The following is a 22245-nucleotide window of genomic DNA, read 5'->3' on the forward strand; positions in this document are numbered from 1 at the left end:
GCCTAGAACCAGTTGCGCTTGGAACCGACCTCCGACAGCCACTGGTTGAGGTATGCCGCCCAGTCGGTCCCCTGGTAGTCGTTCAGCCCCACCTGGAAGGAACGGAAGGTGTCGCTGCCCTCGCTGAACAGACCCGGCTTCTTGTCCATCTCCAGCACGACGTCCATCGCCCGCTCGTCGGCGACGAAGCTCAGCTCCACCTGGTTCAGCCCGCGGTACTGCGACGGCGGGTAGAACTCGATCTCCTGGTAGAAGGGCAGCTTCTGCCGGGTGCCCCGGATGTGGCCGCGCTCCATGTCCGCGGTCTTGAAACGGAAGCCCAGCTGGATGAACGCGTCCAGGATCGCCTTCTGCGCCGGCAGCGGGTGCACGTTGACCGGGTCCAGGTCACCGGAGTCGACGGCCCGCGCGATCGCCAGCTCGGTGGACACACCGATGTCCATCCCGCGCAGCTGCTGCCCGTCGATCATCGTGACCGGCGTCTCCCAGGGAATCTCGAGACCGAACTGCACGGCGTGCACCGCACCCGCCTGCAGTTCGAAGGCACCCCCCAGCTGCTGCTTCGTGAACTCGATGTTCTGCTTGTACTCCTGGTCGCCGTTCTCCACCTCGACCTTGGCCTGAAGACCGACCGACAGTCCCTCGACCTGCTGGTTCACGGACCCGCCCTGGATCCGCACCTCGCCCTGGACGACACCCCCAGGAACGACGTTGACCTCGTGCAGCACCGTCTCGACCGAGGCCCCGCCGGCCCCCAGACTCGCCAGCAGCTTCTTGAACGCCATGTCTCTCCCTCTCCAGGCGACCTCAGCGGGTCACACCTGATCCACCGGCCCGAGGCACGTCGTGCGCCGGACTCCGATCCCTAACAACGCAATCCGGCCTCGGCCGGTTCCGTGTGCCCCACCCTGGCAACCGCGACGTCCCCTTGACCAGCCCGTGGCCCGGCCCGCCTCCAGTACCCTCGGACGGCATGATCGCGAGCCCCGACCGTACGCCCCTGCCAAGGAAGTTCTTCGCCCGCCCCGTCCTCGAGGTCGCCCCGGATCTCCTGGGCCGCCACCTGGTCCGCGACACCCCGGACGGCCCGATCGTCCTCCGCCTCACCGAGGTCGAGGCCTACGACGGAGAGAACGACCCCGGCTCGCACGCCTACCGCGGCCGCACGCCACGCAACGACGTGATGTTCGGTGCGCCCGGCCACGTGTACGTCTACTTCACCTACGGCATGTGGTTCTGCATGAACCTGGTGTGCGGCCCCGAGGGGCGGGCGAGCGCGGTGCTGCTGCGCGCGGGCGAGATCGTGGAGGGCGCGGAGCTCGCCCGAACCCGCCGGCTCTCGGCGCGCAACGACAAGGAACTCGCCAAAGGCCCGGCCCGGCTGGCCACGGCCCTGGGCGTCGACCGCGCCCTCAACGGGACGGACGCCTGCGCCGCCGGCGACACCCCGGTGCGGATCGCGCACGGCACGCCCGTCGACCCGGAGCAGGTGCGCAACGGGCCGCGTACCGGAGTCTCCGGCGACGGTGCCGTACATCCCTGGCGGTACTGGGTCGCCGACGACCCGACGGTCAGTCCGTACCGGGCCCACGTGCCCCGCCGGCGTCGAAGTTGACTCGCTCCCGAAACCTGCGTAACGTAGCCCGAGCCGCTTGAGCCGGGCAGGGCAGTAGCCCGCATCCGGAAGCAGCGAACCCACTACCTACGATCACCCTTCAGCGGGGTCGACATCGGCATGTTCGCATGTCCGAATTCGAAGCCGCAGACCCGATTATGAATTGGGCCGGGGAATCGGTTAACGTAGTGAATGTCGAAAGGCCGACAGGCGAAAGTCAAAGGCTCAACGACCTCCCGCCGACCGGGAATCGGAACCAAAAGGATCTGATAGAGTCGGAAACGCAAGACCGAAGGGAAGCGCCTGGAGGAAAGCCCGAGAGGGTGAGTACAAAGGAAGCGTCCGTTCCTTGAGAACTCAACAGCGTGCCAAAAGTCAACGCCAGATATGTTGATACTCCGTCCATCCGGTTTCGGATGGTCGAGGTTCCTTTGAAGAAAAACACAGCGAGGACGCTGTGAACGTCGGGACTATTCCTCCCGATGTTCCGCTCTCGTGATGTGTGCACCCGATTACGGGTAAACATTCACGGAGAGTTTGATCCTGGCTCAGGACGAACGCTGGCGGCGTGCTTAACACATGCAAGTCGAACGATGAACCACTTCGGTGGGGATTAGTGGCGAACGGGTGAGTAACACGTGGGCAATCTGCCCTGCACTCTGGGACAAGCCCTGGAAACGGGGTCTAATACCGGATACTGACCCTCGCAGGCATCTGCGAGGTTCGAAAGCTCCGGCGGTGCAGGATGAGCCCGCGGCCTATCAGCTTGTTGGTGAGGTAATGGCTCACCAAGGCGACGACGGGTAGCCGGCCTGAGAGGGCGACCGGCCACACTGGGACTGAGACACGGCCCAGACTCCTACGGGAGGCAGCAGTGGGGAATATTGCACAATGGGCGAAAGCCTGATGCAGCGACGCCGCGTGAGGGATGACGGCCTTCGGGTTGTAAACCTCTTTCAGCAGGGAAGAAGCGAAAGTGACGGTACCTGCAGAAGAAGCGCCGGCTAACTACGTGCCAGCAGCCGCGGTAATACGTAGGGCGCGAGCGTTGTCCGGAATTATTGGGCGTAAAGAGCTCGTAGGCGGCTTGTCACGTCGGTTGTGAAAGCCCGGGGCTTAACCCGGGTCTGCAGTCGATACGGGCAGGCTAGAGTTCGGTAGGGGAGATCGGAATTCCTGGTGTAGCGGTGAAATGCGCAGATATCAGGAGGAACACCGGTGGCGAAGGCGGATCTCTGGGCCGATACTGACGCTGAGGAGCGAAAGCGTGGGGAGCGAACAGGATTAGATACCCTGGTAGTCCACGCCGTAAACGGTGGGCACTAGGTGTGGGCGACATTCCACGTCGTCCGTGCCGCAGCTAACGCATTAAGTGCCCCGCCTGGGGAGTACGGCCGCAAGGCTAAAACTCAAAGGAATTGACGGGGGCCCGCACAAGCGGCGGAGCATGTGGCTTAATTCGACGCAACGCGAAGAACCTTACCAAGGCTTGACATACACCGGAAAGCATTAGAGATAGTGCCCCCTTGTGGTCGGTGTACAGGTGGTGCATGGCTGTCGTCAGCTCGTGTCGTGAGATGTTGGGTTAAGTCCCGCAACGAGCGCAACCCTTGTCCCGTGTTGCCAGCAGGCCCTTGTGGTGCTGGGGACTCACGGGAGACCGCCGGGGTCAACTCGGAGGAAGGTGGGGACGACGTCAAGTCATCATGCCCCTTATGTCTTGGGCTGCACACGTGCTACAATGGCCGGTACAATGAGCTGCGATACCGTGAGGTGGAGCGAATCTCAAAAAGCCGGTCTCAGTTCGGATTGGGGTCTGCAACTCGACCCCATGAAGTCGGAGTCGCTAGTAATCGCAGATCAGCATTGCTGCGGTGAATACGTTCCCGGGCCTTGTACACACCGCCCGTCACGTCACGAAAGTCGGTAACACCCGAAGCCGGTGGCCCAACCCCTTGTGGGAGGGAGCTGTCGAAGGTGGGACTGGCGATTGGGACGAAGTCGTAACAAGGTAGCCGTACCGGAAGGTGCGGCTGGATCACCTCCTTTCTAAGGAGCACTTCTTACCAACTTCGGTTGGTCAGAGGCCAGTTCATCAGCGAACGTCTGATGCTGGTTGCTCATGGGTGGAACGTTGACTATTCGGTCCGGATCTCGGGTCGGTGGCTGCCAGTACTGCTCTTCGGAGCGTGGAACGCATGATCACCGGGTGAGACCGGACCGGGCACGCTGTTGGGTGTCTGAGGGTACGGCCGTGTGGTCGCCTTCAGTGCCGGCCCCAGTGCACTCGAGCTTCTGCTCGGGGTGATGGGTGGTTGGTCGTTGTTTGAGAACTGCACAGTGGACGCGAGCATCTGTGGCCAAGTTTTTAAGGGCGCACGGTGGATGCCTTGGCACCAGGAACCGATGAAGGACGTGGGAGGCCACGATAGGCCCCGGGGAGTCGTCAACCAGGCTTTGATCCGGGGGTGTCCGAATGGGGAAACCCGGCAGTCGTCATGGGCTGTCACCCTTGCCTGAACACATAGGGCAAGTGGAGGGAACGCGGGGAAGTGAAACATCTCAGTACCCGCAGGAAGAGAAAACAACCGTGATTCCGGGAGTAGTGGCGAGCGAAACCGGATGAGGCCAAACCGTATGCGTGTGAGACCGGCAGGGGTTGCGCATTCGGGGTTGTGGGATCTCTCTTTCATGGTCTGCCGGCCATGAGACGAGTCAGAAACCGTTGATGTAGGCGAAGGACATGCGAAAGGTCCGGCGTAGAGGGTAAGACCCCCGTAGTCGAAACATCAGCGGCTCGTTTGAGAGACACCCAAGTAGCACGGGGCCCGAGAAATCCCGTGTGAATCTGGCGGGACCACCCGCTAAGCCTAAATATTCCCTGGTGACCGATAGCGGATAGTACCGTGAGGGAATGGTGAAAAGTACCGCGGGAGCGGAGTGAAATAGTACCTGAAACCGTGTGCCTACAAGCCGTGGGAGCGTCGCGTTGAGTGCTTGCACTCAACGTCGTGACTGCGTGCCTTTTGAAGAATGAGCCTGCGAGTTTGCGGTGTGTTGCGAGGTTAACCCGGGTGGGGAAGCCGTAGCGAAAGCGAGTCCGAACAGGGCGTTTCAGTAGCACGCTCAAGACCCGAAGCGGAGTGATCTAGCCATGGGCAGGTTGAAGCGGAGGTAAGACTTCGTGGAGGACCGAACCCACCAGGGTTGAAAACCTGGGGGATGACCTGTGGTTAGGGGTGAAAGGCCAATCAAACTCCGTGATAGCTGGTTCTCCCCGAAATGCATTTAGGTGCAGCGTCGTGTGTTTCTTGCCGGAGGTAGAGCACTGGATAGGCGATGGGCCCTACCGGGTTACTGACCTTAGCCAAACTCCGAATGCCGGTAAGTGAGAGCGCGGCAGTGAGACTGTGGGGATAAGCTCCATGGTCGAGAGGGAAACAGCCCAGAGCATCGACTAAGGCCCCTAAGCGTACGCTAAGTGGGAAAGGATGTGGAGTCGCACAGACAACCAGGAGGTTGGCTTAGAAGCAGCCACCCTTGAAAGAGTGCGTAATAGCTCACTGGTCTAGTGATTCCGCGCCGACAATGTAGCGGGGCTCAAGCGTACCGCCGAAGTCGTGTCATTGCAGCATATAGCCCCAACGGGTGTTGTGATGGGTAGGGGAGCGTCGTCTGCCGGGTGAAGCAGCACCGGAAGGTAGTTGTGGACGGTTGACGAGTGAGAATGCAGGCATGAGTAGCGATTCACACGTGAGAAACGTGTGCGCCGATTGACTAAGGGTTCCTGGGTCAAGCTGATCTGCCCAGGGTAAGTCGGGACCTAAGGCGAGGCCGACAGGCGTAGTCGATGGATAACCGGTTGATATTCCGGTACCCGCTGTGAAGCGTCAAACATCGAATCCAGTGATGCTAAGCCCGTGAAGCCGCCGGCTGAGTCTTCGGACGAGGTCGGAGTGGTGGAGCCGGTGACCCGAGCTGGTAGTAGGTGAGTGATGGGGTGACGCAGGAAGGTAGTCCATCCCGGGCGGTGGTTGTCCCGGGGTAAGGGTGTAGGACGTCAGGTAGGTAAATCCGCCTGGCATGTGTCTGAGACCTGATGCCGAGCCGATTGTGGTGAAGTGGATGATCCTATGCTGTCGAGAAAAGCCTCTAGCGAGTTTCATGGCGGCCCGTACCCTAAACCGACTCAGGTGGTCAGGTAGAGAATACCGAGGCGTTCGGGTGAACTATGGTTAAGGAACTCGGCAAAATGCCCCCGTAACTTCGGGAGAAGGGGGGCCATCACTGGTGAGAGGACGTGCTCCTCGAGCTGGGGGTGGCCGCAGAGACCAGCGAGAAGCGACTGTTTACTAAAAACACAGGTCCGTGCGAAGCCGTAAGGCGATGTATACGGACTGACGCCTGCCCGGTGCTGGAACGTTAAGGGGACCGGTTAGCTCCATTTCGGTGGGGCGAAGCTGAGAACTTAAGCGCCAGTAAACGGCGGTGGTAACTATAACCATCCTAAGGTAGCGAAATTCCTTGTCGGGTAAGTTCCGACCTGCACGAATGGCGTAACGACTTCTCGACTGTCTCAACCATAGGCCCGGTGAAATTGCACTACGAGTAAAGATGCTCGTTTCGCGCAGCAGGACGGAAAGACCCCGGGACCTTTACTACAGTTTGATATTGGTGTTCGGTTCGGCTTGTGTAGGATAGCTGGGAGACTGTGAACTCTGGACGCCAGTTCAGGGGAGTCGTCGTTGAAATACCAGTCTGGTCGTGCTGGATGTCTAACCTGGGTCCGTGATCCGGATCAGGGACAGTGTCTGATGGGTAGTTTAACTGGGGCGGTTGCCTCCTAAAGAGTAACGGAGGCGCCCAAAGGTTCCCTCAGCCTGGTTGGTAATCAGGTGTTGAGTGTAAGTGCACAAGGGAGCTTGACTGTGAGACCGACGGGTCGAGCAGGGACGAAAGTCGGGACTAGTGATCCGGCGGTGGCTTGTGGAAGCGCCGTCGCTCAACGGATAAAAGGTACCCCGGGGATAACAGGCTGATCTTCCCCAAGAGTCCATATCGACGGGATGGTTTGGCACCTCGATGTCGGCTCGTCGCATCCTGGGGCTGGAGTCGGTCCCAAGGGTTGGGCTGTTCGCCCATTAAAGCGGTACGCGAGCTGGGTTTAGAACGTCGTGAGACAGTTCGGTCCCTATCCGCTGTGCGCGTAGGAGTCTTGAGAAGGGCTGTCCCTAGTACGAGAGGACCGGGACGGACGAACCTCTGGTGTGCCAGTTGTTCTGCCAAGGGCATGGCTGGTTGGCTACGTTCGGGAGGGATAACCGCTGAAAGCATCTAAGCGGGAAGCCTGCTTCGAGATGAGGACTCCCACCTCCTAGAGAGGGTAAGGCTCCCAGTAGACGACTGGGTTGATAGGCCGGATATGGAAGCACGGTAACGTGTGGAGTTGACCGGTACTAATAGGCCGAGGGCTTGTCCTCAGTTGCTCGCGTCCACTGTGTTAGTTCTGAGACAACGACCGTTGTCGGCTTTGAGCAGAACAAACAAAAGAAAAGTGTGCTTGTTCGCTCGAAACCATTAGGGTTTCGGTGGTCATAGCGTAGGGGAAACGCCCGGTTACATTCCGAACCCGGAAGCTAAGCCTTACAGCGCCGATGGTACTGCAGGGGGGACCCTGTGGGAGAGTAGGACGCCGCCGAACAATCTTTGGAAGGACCCCTGGTCACCAGCGTTCAGCTGGGACCAGGGGTCCTTTTCTATTTATGCTTGCAGTACCTAAGACAGGAGTTACCGATGGCCACCAACTCTCCCGAGGACCGACCGGAGCGCGACCAGCGGCGACGGGACAGTGGTGACCGCTCGGACCGCCCCGACCGTGGCGGCCAGCGCGGAGGCCCTCGACGAGGCGACGACCGTGACCGCGGCTTCCGCAGGGACGGTGACCGCCCCGCGTTCCGACGCGACGACCGTGATCGGGATCGTGACCGCAGCGGCGGCCGGCCCGAGCGTGGCGGCTTCCGCGGCCGGGACGACAACCGCGGTGGTGAGCGCGGCGGTTACCGGGGTCGCACCGACGACCGCAGGGACGACCGTCGCGATGACCGCAGGGACGACCGCCGCGACGACCGGCGTGACGGCGACCGTGGTGGGTACCGGGGTCGTAGCGACGACCGCGGTGACCGTGGTGGCTTCCGTCGCGATGACAACCGTGGCGATCGGGGCGGTTTCCGTCGTGACGACCGTCCGGAGCGCGACAACCGTGGTGACCGTGGTGGTTTCCGCCGTGATGACAATCGCGGTGACCGTGGTGGCTTCCGTCGTGAGGACGACCGCGCTGACCGTGGTGGCTTCCGCCGTGACGACGACCGTGGGTACGGCCGGCGTGACGACCGGGGCGGCGACCGCGACCGCGGTGGGTACCGGGGTCGTAGCGACGACCGCGGTGACCGTGGCGGTTTCCGTCGCGATGACAACCGTGGCGATCGGGGCGGTTTCCGTCGCGATGACAACCGTGGCGATCGGGGCGGTTTCCGTCGTGACGACCGTCCGGAGCGCGACAACCGTGGTGACCGTGGTGGTTTCCGCCGTGATGACAATCGCGGTGACCGTGGTGGCTTCCGTCGTGAGGACGACCGCGGCGACCGTGGTGGCTTGCGCCGTGACGACGACCGTGGGTACGGCCGCCGTGACGACCGGGGCGGCGACCGCGACCGTGGCGGTTTCCGTCGCAACGACAGCCGCACCGACAGCCGTCCGGGCGACCGCCCCGACAGCCGTGGTGACCGTGGCGGCTTCCGGCGCGAGGACAGCCGTGGCGGGGACCGGGGCGGTTTCCGGGGTCGTGACGACCGAGGCCGTGACGACCGGGGCCGTGGGCCGAGGCGGGACGACCGGGGCGGCCGTCCCGGCGGGTTCCGTGGCCGTGACGACCGCCAGGGCGGCGGCCGGTTCCGTGACGACCGGGACCGTGACCGCGAGCCCATCAAGCGGCTGCCGATCCCCGAGGACGTCACCGGCGAGGAGATCGACAAGGACGTACGGCAGGAGCTTCAGAGCCTGCCCAAGACGCTCGCGGAGGACGTCGCCAAGAACCTGGTGATGGTCGCCCGGCTGATCGACGAGGAGCCCGAGCGCGCCTACGCCTACTCGCGGGTGGCCCTGCGTCTGGCCTCGCGCGTGGCCGCCGTGCGGGAGGCCGCCGGGTTCGCCGCGTACGCGACTCAGAAGTACGGCGAGGCCCTCGCCGAGTTCCGGGCGGCGCGGCGGATGACCGGGACCGTGGAGCTGTGGCCGCTGATGGCGGACTGCGAGCGCGGGCTCGGACGGCCGGAGAAGGCGCTCGACATGGCCGGCGCCCCCGAGGTGCAGAAGCTGGACAAGGCCGGGCAGGTCGAGATGCGGCTCGTCGCGGCCGGCGCCCGGCGCGACATGGGGCAGCTGGACGCGGCGATCGTCACCCTGCAGAGCTCCGAGCTGGCGTCGAACTCCGCGCAGCCGTGGACCGCGCGTCTGCGGTACGCCTACGCCGACGCGCTGCTCGCGGCCGGCCGTGAGGGCGAGGCACGCGAGTGGTTCGCCAAGGCCGTCGAGGCCGACCGCGACGGCAGCACGGACGCCTCCGACCGGCTGGCCGAGCTGGACGGTGTGGAGTTCACGGACGCCTTCGTCGAGGACGAGGGCGAGGACGACGAGGACGTCGCCGTGGCCGCGGACGACACCGACAGTGGCGAGCAGGCCGAGCAGGCCGAGCAGGCCGAGCAGGACAAGCAGGACAAGCAGGCCGAGCAGGACGAGCACGGCGACGACAAGGACTGACGTCCGCCGGGCGGAACGTAGGTGAAGGGGGCGGGTCCCGACCGGGACCCGCCCCCTTTCGCGTACCCGGACGCTCAGAGGTCGAGTGCGCGCAGCACCAGACCCGACGCCGGTTTCGGGCCGAACGACGTCGACTTGCGGGGCATCGTCACCCCCTGGCGGGCCAGGTCCCGGACCACGTCCTCGTGCACCGGGTGCATGAGGACCGCCGTACCGCCGTCGCGTTCCGCCTTCTCCACCGTGGCGGCCGTGTCGTGGATGTACGCGATGTGCGCGGGGTAGTCGGGGACCCGCCAGACGTGGTCGAGGAGCGTGGTGTGCAGGACCGTCGCGTCCAGGGTGCGCCATGCCTCCGGGCGGTCCGCCGGGACCGTACGGGCCAGCAGAGCCGGGTCCGGGCGGTCGACGAGGTGGAAGGCGCCGTCCCCGGCGAGAACGTACGCGTTGCCCGTCGCGGCGGCCTCGGCCAGCGCGTCCATGGCCTTCGGCAGCGGCAGGTCCAGGCGGCGGACGCGGAACCGGCCGTCGAGCGCGGCCAGGGCCTCGGTGACCGTCAGGTCGTGCAGCAGGCGGTGGATGGCGCGGACCCGCAGCGGATAGCGGGCCGTGTCGACCAGGAGAACCAGTCCGTGGTCCCAGGGGGCGGGGGACGGGTGTTCCGCGCGCAGCCGCCGGTAGGTCGCCCAGCGGTGGTGGCCGTCGGCGATGAGGGCCTGGTGCTGGGCGAGTTCACCGCTCACCGCGGCCAGGTCGGCGGGGGCGGTGACCGACCACAGACGGTGGCGGACGCCGTCCTCGGTGGTGGTCGCCAGCAGCGGCGGCTGCCCGGCCGTGCGTTCGATGAGGCCGGCCGTGGCGGTCGCCGTGCCGTCGCCCCGGTAGGTCAGCAGCAGTGGTTCGAGGTTCGCCGAGGTGGCCCGCATCAGGTCCGCGCGGTCGGCCACGATGTGCGGCATGACGTCCTCGTGCGGCAGCACCAGGTGCTCGTCCGGGTCGGAGACGCGCAGGGCGCCGATGACGCCGCGCTGCACCAGGCCGTCGACGTCGCGCTGCTCGTAGACGTACAGGCCGGGTTGGGGGTCGGCGGTCAGCACACCTTCGGCGCGCCAGCGGCGGAGCGTCTCGGCGGCCTGGGCGTTGCGCTCCTCGGGCGTGGCGGCCTCGGGCAGGATCAGCCGGACGATGTTGTACGGGTCGGCGGACTGGAGGTGGTGCAGGCCGTCGGGGCGGACCACGACGTCGTAGGGCGGGGATGTCACGGCGGCCAGGCTGCCGACCCGGTCCGGGTCGTAACGAAGGCCTCGGAACGGGGTGAGTTCCAGGCCTCGGGGCGCCGTTGCCTTCGAGTGACCTGCAGTGTTCATCCCGGCATCGTACGGGTGTCGGTGCGATGGGGGATGATCGGGGGAAAGCCGTCGAACGAGGAGCGATGCGGAATGAGCCGGAGCGTCAGGACGAGGCCCGAGGCCAGTGGGCAGGCCCTGAGCGAGGCGTACGACACGGCGCTCCTCGACCTGGACGGAGTGGTGTACGCGGGCGGTGAGGCCATCGCTCACGCGGTCCCCTCGCTCGCCACGGCGCGCGACGGCGGCATGCGGCTCGCCTACGTGACCAACAATGCGCTGCGCACGCCCGACGCGGTGGCCGCGCACCTGACCGAGCTGGGCATACCGGCCGAGGCCGGTGACGTCATCACCTCGGCGCAGGCGGTGGCGAGGCTCGTCGCCGAGCAGGTTCCGCAGGGCTCCCGGGTGCTGGTGGTCGGCGGTGAGGGCCTGCGGGTGGCGCTGCGTGAGCGCGGTCTCGAGCCGGTGGAGTCGGCGGACGACGAGCCGGTGGCGGTCGTGCAGGGGTACGGCGGCCCGGAGCTGGCGTGGGGGCGGTTCGCCGAGGCGAGCTACGCCGTCGCGCGCGGGCTGCCGTGGTTCGCGTCCAACACCGACCTGACGATCCCCAGCGGCCGGGGCATCGCGCCGGGCAACGGCGCGGCGGTGGAGGTCGTACGCATCGCCACCGGTGCCGAGCCGCAGGTGGCGGGCAAGCCGTTGCCGCCGATGCACCACGAGACGATCCTGCGCACCGGTGCCGAGCGGCCGCTGGTGGTGGGGGACCGGCTGGACACGGACATCGAGGGCGCGTTCAACGGCGGGGTGGACTCGCTGCTGGTGCTCACCGGCGTGACCGACGGGGCGCAGCTCCTGGCGGCGCCGCCGCAGCATCGGCCGACGTACGTGGACGCCGATCTGCGGGGGCTGCTCACCGGTCAGCCCGAGGTCGTCGCGGTGGACGGCGGTTTCCGGTGCGGCGGCTGGACGGCGACGGCCGGCACCGGACGGCTGGAGCTGGACGGTGACGGCGAGGCCGTCGACGGGCTGCGGGCGCTGTGCGCGGCGGCCTGGACGTCGGCGGGCGAGGAGGCGTGCGGGCTGGACGCGGGGAAGGCGCTGGCCCGGCTGGGTGTGTGACGCCCCGCCGGAAGCGGCGGTCCCGGGGATCGTGATCGAACTGGAGGGTAGGCTAACCTAACCGGGTGTTGGTCGAGAGTCCCCCCGAACAGCGCGCGGAGACCGCCCCCGCGCCCCCGAACCGCCGGGCGATACGCGCCGCCGGTCTGCTCGTGTCGCTCGCGCTGCTGGTGCTCGTCGCGCTGGCGAGCATCGCGGTCGGGGCGAAGGAACTGTCGCTGGAGCAGGTCTGGCACGGGCTGTTCCACGCGTCGGGCAGCTACGCCGACACCGTCGTGTCCGACCGGCTGTCCCGCACCTTGCTGGGCCTGCTCGCCGGCGCCGCGCTCGGTCTCGCCGGGGCGGTGCTGCAGGCGCTGACCCGCAACCCGCTGGCCGACCCGGGACTCCTCGGCCTCAACGCGGGCGCCTCCGCCGCGGTGGTCACCGCCATCACCTTCTTCGGCGTCACCTCGCTGTCCGGCTACGTGTGGTTCGCCTTCTGCGGGGCGGCCGCCGTCGGCGCGGTGGTGTGGTTCCTCGGCGGCCGCCGGGGCGCGACCCCGGTGCGGCTGGTGCTCGCCGGCACGGCCATCAGCGCCGCGCTCTACGGCTATCTCCAGGCCATCATGATCCTCGACGACGCCGCGCTCGGCCGGATGCGTTTCTGGACGGTCGGCTCGCTCGCCTCCGGCAGCCCCGAGGCCGTCAAGCAGGTGGTGCCGTTCCTGGTCGTCGGCAGCCTGCTGGCGCTGGCGCTCGCCCGGCCGCTGAACGCCATGGCGATGGGCGACGACACCGCCAAGGCCCTCGGCGCCGACCTCAACCGCACCCGGGCGCTGTCCATGCTGGTCGCAACCATGCTCAGCGGAGCCGCGACCGCCGCGTGCGGGCCGATCGTCTTCGTCGGCCTGATGGTGCCGCACGTCGTGCGTTCCTTCACCGGACCCGACCAGCGCTGGATCCTGCCGTACGCGGCGATCCTGTCGCCGGTGCTGCTGCTCGGCGCCGACGTGCTGGGCCGGATCGTGGCCCGGCCCGCCGAGCTTCAGGTCGGCATCGTCACCGCGATCATCGGCGGCCCGGTCTTCATCTTTCTCGTACGACGGCGGAGGACGGCCCAGCTGTGAAGACCAACCGCGCGGTGCGCGTCCCCGGCGGCCTCTCGGTCCGGCTGGACGTCCGCGCCTTCACCGTCGTCGTGCTCCTGCTGCTGCTGGCGCTCGGCGCGAGCGTGCTGCTCATCGGTACCGGCGACTTCCCGATGTCCGCCTCCGACGTGCTCACCACCCTCGTCGGCCAGGGCAACGCCGGACAGGAGTTCATCGTCACCGAGTTGCGGCTGCCCCGGGTCCTGGTGGGACTGCTGGTCGGCGCCTCGCTCGGGCTCGGCGGCGCGCTGTTCCAGTCCATCTCCCGCAACCCGCTGGGCAGTCCGGACGTGCTGGGCCTCGGGCAGGGCGCCACGGCCGGCGCGCTCACCGTCATCGTGCTGTTCTCCGGCAGCGCCAACCAGGTGGCCCTGGGCGCGCTGGCCGGCGGGCTGATCACCGGTACCGCCATCTACGTCCTCGCCTGGAAGCGCGGCGTGCACGGGTATCGGCTGGTGCTGGTCGGCATCGGCGTCTCCGCGATCGTCACGGCGGTCAACGGCTATCTGCTCACCAAGTCCGACATCGTCGACGCGGCGCGCGCCGTCGTCTGGATGACCGGGTCGCTCGACGGACGGGACTGGGCCCAGGTGTGGCCGCTGCTCGCGCTGTGCGCCGTCCTCGTCCCCGTGGTCCTCGCCAACTCCCGGGCGCTGCGCATGACGGAGATGGGCGACGACGTCTCCAACGCCCTCGGGGTGCGCGTCGAACGGCTCCGGCTGGTGCTGATGCTGTCCGCCGTGCTGCTCACCGCGTCCGCGACCGCCGCCGCCGGACCGGTCAGCTTCGTGGCGCTCACCGCGCCGCAGCTCGCCCGGCGCCTGACCCGCTCGCCCGGCCCCAACCTTGTGGCCGCCATGTGCATGGGCGCCGCCCTGCTGGTCCTCGCCGACTTCGTCTCCCAGCGGGCGTTCGGCGCCGAACAGCTGCCCGTGGGCGTCGTCACCGGCGTGCTCGGCGGTGTCTACCTGCTGTGGCTGCTGGTCACCGAGCGCAGGGCGGGCCGGATATGAGCCCCGCAGGCCCCGACCGCAGCGAGCCGAACCCCCGAAGGAGCACCGTGAACCGCCTGTCCGCCGAAAACGTCACCCTGGCCTACGACCAGCGGGTCATCGCCGAACAGCTGTCCGTGGAGATACCGGACAACTCCTTCACCGTCGTCGTCGGCCCCAACGCCTGCGGCAAGTCCACCCTGCTGCGCGCCCTGTCCCGGATGCTCAAGCCGTCCCAGGGACGGGTCCTCCTGGACGGGCAGACCATCCACTCGATGCCGGCCAGGAAGGTCGCCCGCACCCTGGGTCTGCTGCCCCAGTCGTCCATCGCCCCCGAGGGCATCACCGTGGGCGATCTGGTGGGCCGGGGCCGCTACCCGCACCAGAGCCTGCTGCGCCAGTGGTCCGCCGAGGACGAGCGGGTCGTCCAGGAGTCGATGGCCCACACCGGCGTCGCCGACCTCGCGGAACGCTACGTCGACGAGCTCTCCGGAGGGCAGCGGCAGCGCGTCTGGATCGCGATGGCCCTCGCCCAGCAGACGCCGCTGCTGCTGCTCGACGAGCCGACCACCTACCTGGACATCCAGCACCAGATCGACGTGCTCGACCTGTGCGCGGACCTGCACGAGCAGGGGCGCACCCTGGTCGCGGTCCTGCACGACCTCAACCACGCCGCCCGGTACGCCACACACCTCATCGCCCTGCGCGCCGGCCGGGTCGTCGCCCAGGGCGCTCCGAAGGACATCGTCACCGCCGAACTGGTGGAGGAGGTCTTCGGGCTGCGCTGCCAGGTCATCGACGACCCCGAGACGGGCACCCCGCTGGTGGTGCCGGCGGCCCGCGCGTCCCGGGTCAAGGCGGAGGCCACGAAGGTCTGAGCGGAGGCCGTTGAGGTCCGAGCACGAAGGTCCGAGCGGATGCCACCGCGGCGGGCGCTAGAGCAGTTTCCTGAGCGTGAACAGGTCGCGCAGCCCCGCCTCCAGGCGTACCCGGCCCGACCCCCACGCGCGGGCGAAGTGCAGCTCGCCGTCGACCAGGGCCACCAGGTCGTCGCCCGTCATCGCCAGCCGTATCTGCGCCTTCTCGGGCGGCGGCCCGGGGACGGTGTCGCGCACCACGATCCGGCCGCCGGTGAGCCGGCCCGTGAAGGTCACGTCCAGGTCCGTGATGTGGCAGCTGACCGACCGGTCCATCGACGCCGCCGCGCGGACGTCCCCCTCGGCGCTCCCCATGCTGTCCGAAAGCTTGTCGAGTGCGGCACGGCACTCCTCGATCGTGGCCATCGCGCACGACGGTACCGCAGCCGTTCGCGGTAGCGTCGAGGCATGAACGACGCAGTACCGCAGGTGGCGGACGCGGAGCCGGACGCCGGGGCCCCGGGGGACGGGCAGCACGACCCCGGGGAGCCGGAGCGGACCGCGCCGCGGCCACCGCAGGACGACGGCCCCGCCGGTCCCGCCCCGCTGGGCGTGCCGCGCACCTCCACCGGACGCGCGGAGATCGACGCCCACGTGGAGCGGCTGGCCGACGCCGACCACCTCACCACCGACGGCCACCTCGAGGTGTACGAGGATGTACACCGAGGGCTGCGCGACGCGCTCACCGCGCTCGACACCCGCCCGGGGCCCCCGCCGGCACAAGGACACAGGAGCTGAACCGAACGTGGCAGGAGTCGCACGCCGCCGTCTCGACGCGGAGCTGGTCCGCCGTAAGCTGGCGCGCTCGCGCGAGCACGCCAGCCAGCTGATCGCCGCCGGGCGGGTCAGCGTGGGCAGGACGGTGGCGACCAAGCCCGCCACCCAGGTGGAGACCGCGGCCGCCATCGTGGTCGCCGAGGACGCGGGCGACCCGGACTACGTCTCGCGCGGTGGTCACAAACTGGCCGGTGCCCTGGACGCCTTCGTGCCGCTGGGGCTGGTCGTCGAGGGCCGGCGGGCGCTCGACGCCGGCGCCTCCACCGGCGGCTTCACCGACGTGCTGCTGCGGGCCGGGGCCGCGCACGTGGTCGCGGTCGACGTCGGATACGGCCAACTCGCGTGGCCTCTGCAGAAAGATGAACGCGTGACCGTCAAGGACCGTACGAACGTACGGGAGTTGACGCTCGAGGTGATCGATGGGGAGCCGGTGGATCTTGTCGTGGGGGACCTGTCGTTCATCCCGCTCGGCCTGGTGCTGCCCGCTCTGAAGCGGTGCGTGACGCCGGACGCCGATCTGGTGATGATGGTGAAACCGCAGTTCGAGGTGGGCAAGGAGCGGCTGGGCAGCGGCGGTGTCGTGCGCAGCCCGCAGCTGCGCGCCGAGGCCGTCCGGGGGGTGGCCGCCAGGGCCTGGGAGCTGGGGCTCGGGGCGAAGGGCGTGACGGCAAGTCCGCTGCCCGGACCCTCGGGGAATGTCGAATACTTTCTGTGGCTGCGGGCCGGAGCACCGGAACTGGACCCGGCTGATGTTGACCGTGCTGTGGCGGAGGGGCCGCGTTGACGCAGAACCGAGCTCGTACTGTTTTCCTGCTGGCCCACACCGGGCGCGCCGCGGCCATCCGCAGCGCCGAACTGGTGGTCAAGGGTCTGCTGCGGTCGGGACTGGGGGTGCGGGTCCTGGAGGAGGAGGCCCGCGACCTGCCGCTCCCGGACGACGTGGAGACGGTCAAGGAGGCCACCCCGCAGTGCCTGGACGACTGCGAGCTGCTGATCGTCCTCGGCGGTGACGGCACGCTGCTGCGCGGCGCCGAGTTCGCCCGCGCCTCCGGGGTGCCGATGCTCGGCGTCAACCTCGGCAGCGTGGGCTTCCTCGCCGAGGCCGAGCGGGACGACCTGGAGAAGGTCGTCGACCGGGTGGTGAGCCGGGCGTACGAGGTCGAGGAGCGGATGACCGTCGATGTCGTGGTCCACCGCAACGGTGACATCGTGCACACCGACTGGGCGCTGAACGAGGCGGCCGTGCAGAAGGTGTCCGCCGAGCGGATGCTGGAGGTCGTCCTGGAGATCGACGGGCGGCCGGTGACCGGCTTCGGCTGCGACGGCATCGTGTGCGCCACGCCGACCGGCTCCACCGCGTACGCGTTCTCCGCGGGCGGGCCCGTGGTGTGGCCGGAGGTCGAGGCGCTGCTGATGGTGCCGATCAGCGCGCACGCGCTGTTCGCCAAGCCGCTGGTGACCTCGCCGAACTCGGTGCTGGCGGTGGAGGTGCTGCCGCACGTCCCGCCCGGGGTGCTGTGGTGCGACGGGCGGCGCACCGTCGAGCTGCCGGCGGGCGCGCGGGTGGAGGTGCGGAGGGGGGCGGTGCCGGTGCGGCTGGCGCGGTTGCACCACGCCTCTTTCACCGACCGGCTGGTGGCCAAGTTCGCCCTGCCCGTGTCCGGGTGGCGGGGGGCGCCGCAGTAGGGGCCGGTGTCACGGGGGCACACCACTCCCGTGGGTGACAAGGGCGGGGCGGTCGCACTGTGCGGCGTCGACCTCGTAAGGTCGTGTTCGTGCTTGAGGAGATGCGGATACGGTCGCTCGGTGTCATCGACGATGCCGTCGTCGAGCTGTCGCCAGGCTTCACCGCCGTCACCGGTGAGACGGGTGCGGGCAAGACCATGGTGGTCACCAGCCTGGGCCTGCTGCTGGGCGGACGCGCGGATGCGGCGCTGGTGCGGATCGGCGCGCGCAACGCCGTGGTCGAGGGACGGATCGCCGTGCCCGAGGGCTCTGCGGCCGTCGTGCGCGCCGAGGAGGCCGGGGCCGAGCTCGACGAGGGGACGCTGCTGGTCAGCCGTACCGTCTCGGCCGAGGGGCGGTCACGGGCGCACCTGGGCGGGCGGAGCGTGCCCGTGGGGCTGCTGGCCGAGCTGGCCGACGACCTGGTGGCGGTGCACGGGCAGAGCGACCAGCAGGGGCTGCTGAAGCTGTCCCGGCAGCGGCAGGCGCTCGACCGGTACGCGGGCTACGCGGTCGCCGTGCCGCTCGGCAAGTACACGGAGGCGTACAAGCGGCTGCGGGCGGTCACCGCCGAGCTGGAGGAGATCACCACCCGTGCGCGGGAGCGGGCCCAGGAGGCCGACATGCTGCGCTTCGGGCTGGAGGAGATCGCCGCCGTGGAGCCCCGCGCGGGTGAGGACGCGGAGCTCGCCGAGGAGGCCGGGCGGCTCGGGCACGCCGAGGCACTCGCGTCGGCCGCCGCGGTCGCGCACGCCGCCCTCGCGGGCAATCCGGAGGACCCCGAGGGCGTGGACGCCGGGACGCTCGTCGCGGGTGCCCAGCGGGCCCTGGAGGCCGTGCGGGCGCACGACCCGGCGCTGGCCGCGCTGACGGACCGCATCGGCGAGATCGGCATCCTGCTGCGGGACGTGGCGGGCGAGCTGGCCGGTTACGCCGACGACCTGGACGCCGATCCGCTGCGGCTGGCGGCGGTCGAGGAGCGACGGGCGGCGCTCACCGCGCTGACCCGCAAGTACGGCGAGGACGTCGCCGAGGTGCTGGCCTGGGCGGAGCGGAGCGCCGCGCGGCTCACCGACCTGGAGGGCGACGACGAGCGGATCGGGGAGCTGACCGCCGAGCGTGACGGGCTGCGCAACGAACTGGGCGCGCTGGCGCAGGAGCTGTCGCAGGCCCGGGCGGAGGCGGCGGAGCGGTTCGCGGCGGCCGTGACGGACGAGCTGGCGTCGCTCGCGATGCCGCACGCGCGCGTGTCGTTCGACATCCGGCAGACCGAGGACCCCGAGGGCGTCGAGGTGAACGGGCGCACGGTGGCGTACGGGCCGTCGGGCGTGGACGAGGTGGAGCTGCTGCTGGCCCCGCACCCCGGGGCGCCGCCCCGGCCGATCGCCAAGGGCGCGTCGGGCGGCGAGCTGTCGCGCGTGATGCTGGCCGTGGAGGTCGTGTTCGCGGGGACCGACCCGGTGCCGACGTACCTCTTCGACGAGGTGGACGCCGGCGTCGGCGGCAAGGCGGCGGTGGAGATCGGCCGGCGCCTCGCTCGGCTGGCGAAGAAGGCCCAGGTCGTGGTCGTCACGCATCTGCCGCAGGTGGCCGCGTTCGCCGACCGGCAGCTGCTGGTGGAGAAGACAAACGACGGCTCGGTCACCCGGTCCGGCGTGAAGGTGCTCGAAGGCGAGGACCGGGTGCGGGAGTTGTCCCGGATGCTGGCCGGCCAGGAGGACTCCGAGACGGCCCGGGCGCACGCGGAGGAACTGCTGGCGGCGGCCCGCGCGGACGGCTAGCCCCACCGGAAGGCAAAGTTCCGTCATCCGTACGGGTGATGTGGCGTTCCGTGTGGACACGGGCGTACGCCCGCGCGTTTCCCGGAACGGCCGTGTGTCCTGGCATGCTTGACGGAGTACGCGGAGGACGCCGCGCGGTACACCCCTCCGCGGGATCCTTCGGTACGTTCGTCGTGACCGTCCGACCGAACCAGGAGCCCGGCCACGTGACCCCCGTGAGCAGCCACGCATCGCACGGCCAGTCGTCGCTGCGCACCGTGCAGGTGCTGGGCGGCGGCAACGCCGCCAGCGGCGCGCACGTGCGCTCGCTGGCCGCGGGGCTCGTCGCGCGGGGCGTGCGGGTCACGGTGTGCGCCCCCGTGGAGGCCGACCACGCCTACGACTTCACCGGGGTGGGGGCCGAGCACGTGCACGTGCCGCGCAGCAGCGACCCGGGGTCGGTGGCGGCGCTGCGTGCCGCCTGCTCGGGCGCCGACCTGGTCCACGCGCACGGTCTGCACGCCTCGTTCCGTACCGCCCTGGCGCTCAGCGGGCGGCAGACCCCGTTCGTCGTCACCTGGCACGACCGGGCGCACGCCGACGGCCCGCGCGCCCATTTCCTGCGGGTGCTGGAGCGGCGGGTCGTCCGCGCGGCCACCGTGGTCCTGGGGACGACCTCGGCGCTGGTGGACCGGGCCCGCCGTTCGGGAGCGCGTGACGCGCGGCTGGCCGCGGTGTCCCTGCCCGGCCCCCGCAGCGCGCCGCCGCCGGACGAGGCCGACCGGCTGCGGCCGAAGGTGCGGGCCGAACTCGGCGCCGTGGAGCGCCCGTTGATCATCGCGGTCGGCTCCCTGGAACGGCGCCGCGGCTACGACGACCTGCTGGACGCCGCGCACGCCTGGCGGCTCCTCGACCCGGTGCCGCTGGTGGTGATCGCGGGGGAAGGGCCGCTGCACGGCGAACTGCGGCGCCGGATCGAGGACGAGGAACTGCCGGTCCGGCTGGCCGGCCCGCGCGAGGACGTCCCCGACCTGCTCGCCGCGGCCGACGTGGCCGTGCTGCCGAGCCGCCGGGAGGAGGCGCGCTCGCCGTTCGCCCAGGAGGCCCTGCACGCACGCGTGCCGCTGGTCGCCACCCGGGTGGGCGGCGTTCCCGAACTCGTCGGCGACGCCGCCGAACTCGTGCCCCGGGGCAACGCGCGGGCGCTCGCCGACGCCGTGACCCGCCTGCTGGAGGACCCCGGACGGCGTGAGCTGCTGGCGGAGCGGGGCCCGAGGCAGGCCGCCACCTGGCCGACCGAGGACCAGACGGTCGCCCAGGTGCTCAGCGTCTACGACGAGCTGACCCGGCCCCGGCCGCTGACCTGACCCCGGCGGACGTCCGCGGCCACCGCGCTGTGCGGCGGCACCCCGTGGGTCAGGGCACGTGCCGCCGCGCCCGCAGGGCCAGGCTCAACGTCAGCACCGTCTGCGGGTCGTCGAGGTCCGTGCCCAGCAACTCCCCGATGCGGGCGAGCCGGTTGTAGAGCGTCTGCCGGTTCAGGTGCAGCTCCCGCGCCGTCTCCGCCTTGCGCCCGGCGTGCGCCAGGTACGTCTCCAGCGTGGGCAGCAGCGCGGGCCGTGAGCGCCGGTCGTGCTCCAGGACCGGACCGATCGCCCGGTCCACGAAGTCCGCCAGGTCCGGGTGGTCACGCAGCCGCCACAGCAGCAGGTCGATGTCCAGCCGCCGTGCGTCGTACCAGGGACGTTCGGGCAAACCCTGTGCCGCCGTCGCCGTCTCCACCGCGTGCCGCAGGCCGGTCGGCACCGCCGCCCAGTCGCCGGCCGGGCCGACCACCACCACGGGCGGACGTCCGCCCGGCCTGAGCATTCCCGCGCGCTCGACCCCGGCGCGCAGCGCGGTCGCCACCCGCTCCGCGGCGGCCGGCCGGTCCGCCTCGGCGCGCAGCCCGAGCAGCAGCGGCACACGTCCCTCGACCGGCCGCACACCGAGCAGCACGGGCACGCCGACCGACGACAGTTCCTCGCCCACCGCGCGGGCCAGGACCGCCCAGCCGCCGCTCTGCGGCGACAGGGTGTCGCCGAGCCGCATGACCACCGGGAGCAGCGGCCCCCGGCCCGGCTTGAAGCCCAGGACGCGGGCCTGCGCGGGCGCGTCCTCGGCGGTGATCCGGCCCTCGGCGAGGTCGGTGAGGAAGTCACCGCGGCCCCGCGCCGCCAGCTCCTCCTCCTGACGGGCCTGCATCAGCACCACGGCGAGGATGCCCGCGGCCCGCTCGGCCGCCATGCGGTGCACCGGCTCCGGCGCGCTGCGCACCGGCAGCAGCGCCAGGCGCGCCCGGACACCGCCGCTGCCGGGGCCGCCGCCGGGCACGTCCACGAGGACCGAACCGGCCGGCGGGGCGTCCCGCTGCCGGTCGCGCAGCCCTTCCCACACCTGGAGCGGATCCGCGCCCTCGGGACCCTCGCCGGCCGCGTACAGCAGCTGCCCGTCGGTGGTCTCCAGGAACACGGGGTTGCCGGTGAACCCGGCGAGGATCTCCAGGACCTGGGGCACGCCCCCGCCGCCGAGAAGTGCCTCGGTGCAGCGGCGGTGCACCTCCTCCGCGCGCTGCAGCAGCGCGTAGTGCCCGTTGACGATCTCGGTGTGGATCTCCTCGGTGACCGTGACGAACGGCACCTCGCGGTGCAGCTGGACCAGCGGCAGTCCGGCGGCCCGGGCCGCGTCGACCAGGGCGGCGGGGAGCCGGGTGAAGCGTGGGCCGAGCTCGACGACCAGGGCGGCGATGCCCCGGTCCGCCAGCGTGCGCACGAAGGCCCGCTGGTCGGCCGGACGGGTACCGAGCCCGTACCCGGTGGTCAGCAGCAGCTCGCCGCCCTTGAGCAGGGAGGCGATGTTGGGCACCTCACCCGCGTGCACCCAGCGCACCGTCCGCCCCAGCCGCTCGGCGCCGGCGAGGACCTCCGGGAGGCCGCTGCGCAGGCCGGGGAGTTCCAGGGCGCGCTGCACGGTGATGCCCGAGGGCGGGGGTGTGCGGGGGGTGCTCATG

At 69.5% G+C, this 22245-nt stretch carries 16 protein-coding genes and 3 rRNA genes; 15 read left to right on the top strand and 4 right to left on the bottom strand.

Going from position 1 to position 22245, the window contains the following annotated elements; genetic code table 11:
- Positions 1-2 precede the first annotated feature (2 nt).
- Complete coding sequence (locus F3L20_RS08870) at positions 3-785, bottom strand: sporulation protein (protein ID WP_150153631.1); 783 nt, start codon at positions 783-785, stop codon at positions 3-5.
- Between the two features lie 188 nt (positions 786-973).
- Here F3L20_RS08870 and F3L20_RS08875 point away from each other — a divergent pair, with 188 nt between their 5' ends.
- From F3L20_RS08875 to F3L20_RS34275, 6 genes are all read left to right on the top strand, one after another.
- On the top strand, positions 974-1615 hold the full coding sequence (locus F3L20_RS08875; RefSeq protein WP_150153633.1) for a DNA-3-methyladenine glycosylase: 642 nt from the start codon (positions 974-976) through the stop codon (positions 1613-1615).
- A gap of 525 nt (positions 1616-2140) precedes the next feature.
- Positions 2141-3664, top strand: a 16S ribosomal RNA gene (locus tag F3L20_RS08885).
- 309 nt (positions 3665-3973) lie between these two features.
- Positions 3974-7095, top strand: a 23S ribosomal RNA gene (locus F3L20_RS08890).
- A 104-nt stretch (positions 7096-7199) separates the two neighbouring features.
- A 5S ribosomal RNA gene (gene rrf, locus F3L20_RS08895) occupies positions 7200-7316 on the top strand.
- The 16S, 23S and 5S rRNA genes sit together here, the layout of an rRNA operon.
- Before the next feature lie 174 nt (positions 7317-7490).
- Complete coding sequence (locus tag F3L20_RS34270; protein ID WP_206338950.1) at positions 7491-8714, top strand: hypothetical protein; 1224 nt, start codon at positions 7491-7493, stop codon at positions 8712-8714.
- Entirely contained in the window at positions 8606-9430 is an 825-nt protein-coding gene (locus F3L20_RS34275) for a tetratricopeptide repeat protein (protein WP_206338911.1), read from the top strand. Before F3L20_RS34270 ends, F3L20_RS34275 begins: the two co-directional genes overlap by 109 nt.
- Before the next feature lie 74 nt (positions 9431-9504).
- On the opposite strand, the gene F3L20_RS08905 is transcribed toward F3L20_RS34275, so the two are convergent.
- Positions 9505-10794, bottom strand: a complete 1290-nt coding sequence (locus F3L20_RS08905) for a DUF1015 domain-containing protein (protein WP_150153637.1) — start codon at positions 10792-10794, stop codon at positions 9505-9507.
- Between the two features lie 72 nt (positions 10795-10866).
- Here F3L20_RS08905 and F3L20_RS08910 point away from each other — a divergent pair, with 72 nt between their 5' ends.
- The 4 genes from F3L20_RS08910 to F3L20_RS08925 all read left to right on the top strand — a co-directional run bounded on the left by F3L20_RS08910 (position 10867) and on the right by F3L20_RS08925 (position 14895).
- Positions 10867-11895, top strand: coding sequence for an HAD-IIA family hydrolase (locus F3L20_RS08910; protein ID WP_150153639.1), 1029 nt, complete (start codon positions 10867-10869; stop codon positions 11893-11895).
- Positions 11896-11960: 65 nt separating this feature from the next.
- Positions 11961-13004 carry a FecCD family ABC transporter permease gene (locus tag F3L20_RS08915; RefSeq protein WP_150153641.1) on the top strand — a complete coding sequence of 348 codons (1044 nt, stop codon included), beginning with the start codon at positions 11961-11963 and terminating at the stop codon, positions 13002-13004.
- Complete coding sequence (locus F3L20_RS08920) at positions 13001-14038, top strand: FecCD family ABC transporter permease (protein ID WP_150153643.1); 1038 nt, start codon at positions 13001-13003, stop codon at positions 14036-14038. The genes F3L20_RS08915 and F3L20_RS08920 overlap by 4 nt, the downstream gene beginning before the upstream one ends.
- A complete protein-coding gene (locus F3L20_RS08925) occupies positions 14035-14895 on the top strand; it encodes an ABC transporter ATP-binding protein (RefSeq protein WP_150153645.1) in 861 nt (286 codons plus the stop codon). Before F3L20_RS08920 ends, F3L20_RS08925 begins: the two co-directional genes overlap by 4 nt.
- 57 nt (positions 14896-14952) lie before the next feature.
- Here F3L20_RS08925 and F3L20_RS08930 read toward each other — a convergent pair whose 3' ends face one another.
- The gene (locus F3L20_RS08930) at positions 14953-15300 is read right to left on the bottom strand and encodes an SCP2 sterol-binding domain-containing protein (protein WP_145828132.1); all 348 of its coding nucleotides are present in this window, start codon (positions 15298-15300) and stop codon (positions 14953-14955) included.
- 42 nt (positions 15301-15342) lie between these two features.
- Here F3L20_RS08930 and F3L20_RS08935 point away from each other — a divergent pair, with 42 nt between their 5' ends.
- From F3L20_RS08935 to F3L20_RS08955, 5 genes are all read left to right on the top strand, one after another.
- Positions 15343-15672 carry a hypothetical protein gene (locus F3L20_RS08935; protein WP_150153647.1) on the top strand — a complete coding sequence of 110 codons (330 nt, stop codon included), beginning with the start codon at positions 15343-15345 and terminating at the stop codon, positions 15670-15672.
- 7 nt (positions 15673-15679) lie between these two features.
- Positions 15680-16495, top strand: a complete 816-nt coding sequence (locus tag F3L20_RS08940) for a TlyA family RNA methyltransferase (RefSeq protein ID WP_145828130.1) — start codon at positions 15680-15682, stop codon at positions 16493-16495.
- Positions 16492-17397, top strand: a complete 906-nt coding sequence (locus F3L20_RS08945; RefSeq protein WP_006132518.1) for an NAD kinase — start codon at positions 16492-16494, stop codon at positions 17395-17397. The genes F3L20_RS08940 and F3L20_RS08945 overlap by 4 nt, the downstream gene beginning before the upstream one ends.
- Positions 17398-17498: 101 nt before the next feature.
- Positions 17499-19217, top strand: a complete 1719-nt coding sequence (recN, locus tag F3L20_RS08950; RefSeq protein ID WP_150157267.1) for a DNA repair protein RecN — start codon at positions 17499-17501, stop codon at positions 19215-19217.
- Between the two features lie 206 nt (positions 19218-19423).
- Complete coding sequence (locus F3L20_RS08955; protein WP_150153649.1) at positions 19424-20563, top strand: glycosyltransferase family 4 protein; 1140 nt, start codon at positions 19424-19426, stop codon at positions 20561-20563.
- A gap of 49 nt (positions 20564-20612) precedes the next feature.
- Here the strand turns inward: F3L20_RS08955 and F3L20_RS08960 are convergent, their stop codons facing one another.
- Positions 20613-22244: a PucR family transcriptional regulator gene (locus tag F3L20_RS08960; RefSeq protein WP_150153651.1), complete on the bottom strand. Its 1632-nt coding sequence runs from the start codon at positions 22242-22244 to the stop codon at positions 20613-20615.
- Between the last annotated feature and the right edge of the window lies 1 nt (position 22245).

Source organism: Streptomyces tendae (assembly GCF_008632955.1).
Lineage (GTDB): Bacteria > Actinomycetota > Actinomycetes > Streptomycetales > Streptomycetaceae > Streptomyces.